At 46.0% G+C, this 1,417-nt stretch carries 2 protein-coding genes; both read right to left on the bottom strand.

All coding sequences use genetic code 11. The annotated features are described in order from the left end of the window. Positions 1-301, bottom strand: a 301-nt coding sequence (locus tag R7D93_RS25350; protein WP_318129563.1) for a PTS lactose/cellobiose transporter subunit IIA, incomplete at its 3' end; no start/stop codon positions are given. Positions 302-350: 49 nt separating this feature from the next. Beyond that, on the bottom strand, positions 351-1,417 hold a 1,067-nt coding region (locus tag R7D93_RS25345; RefSeq protein ID WP_318129562.1), incomplete at its 5' end, for a PTS sugar transporter subunit IIC.

The following is a 1,417-nucleotide window of genomic DNA, read 5'->3' as shown; positions in this document are numbered from 1 at the left end:
CGAGTTGCTTGTTCAAAGCGACAATCTCAACAGCCATTTCTTGCGCTAGAATCGTTGTCATTAAATGATCTTGAGCGTGCACCATAACCAGAGTCATCGGCACTTTGCCCTCCCCCTGATCTTCTTCGATCAATTGCGTCTGAATTAAATGCGCCTTGTTAATGCACTCTCTGGCTTGCAACAATTTCTCTTCTGCTGCTTCAAATTTTTGCTCTCTCGCCAAACGGAGTGCTTCATAACTTAAACTTCTGGCTTCACCCGCATTGCAGATGATTTCCATTACAACCAGTTCTTGTTCCATTTTCTCTCTCCAGAAATATGGGCTGCTTGGTAAAACAGCCCATTCATAATTAAGCGGTTACGCCTTCACCAGCAGGTTGTTCTGCCTGTTTCGTTTCTTTGGTTGTTGGTAGTTCTTGCTCAAGCATTTGCTTCTCAAACATTTTGAAGAATGGGAAGTAGATAAGAAGGTCAAGAATCAACAGACCCACTACGAGCAGTACCGGAGAAAACGTCCAGCCGCTTCCCCAAGACGCACCAATAATTGCCGGCGTCGTCCATGGTGTAGTAGCCACCCCCATACCTACGAAGCCAAGATGCACAGCAAAGTAAGCAATCGTTGCGTTAATTACTGGAGCAAAAACAAATGGGATGAACAATGTTGGGTTCATTACGATTGGGCTACCAAAAATCACTGGTTCATTAATTTGGAAGAAGCCAGGAACCGCACTCATTCGGCCGATACTCTTTAGGTGAACAGAGCGGCTAAATGACATCAGTAGAACCAACGCTAACGTCGCACCAGAACCACCAATGAAGATATAGAAGTCCCAGAACGGCTGAGTGAAGATATTCGGAACAGGTTGCCCAGCAACAAATGCGTCGATGTTTCCACTGATGTTTGTTAGAAAGATTGGCGACAGAAGGCCAACCACAATCGCGGCACCATGAATCCCTGCAAACCAAAGTAATTGACACATAAGTAGTGCACCAATGATGGCAGGCAAAGTATTTGATGCGCTGATTAATGGCTTGAACATCGCCATAACTGCATCAGGAATCAACATGTCGTATTGGGTTTGAACGAAGATGCTTAATGGATAAAGCGTGACAAACACAGCTAGAACAGGCAGTAACACCTCGAAAGAACGCGCGATCGCAGGTGGCACCTGCTCTGGCATGCGAATCGTGATGTTGTGCTTTTTCATAAATCGATACAGCTCAACAGCAAAGAAGGCACACATTACTGCAGTGAAGATCCCTGTACCGCCCATGTGTTTCATCGCTAACGTGCCATCTTGAGCTGGTGCGGCCACCAGCAAGAAACACATTAAAGATAAAACCGCGCTAGTGATCCCATCCATTTTGTACGCTTTCGCCAAACTGTAGGCGACACCAAGCGACACGAAGATGGTCA

The organism is Vibrio sp. YT-15 (assembly GCF_033337445.1).
In the GTDB taxonomy this organism is placed as follows: Bacteria; Pseudomonadota; Gammaproteobacteria; order Enterobacterales; family Vibrionaceae; genus Vibrio; species Vibrio alginolyticus.
Note: the sequence above shows the minus strand (reverse complement) of the source record. Positions and strands in the feature narration are given on the sequence as shown.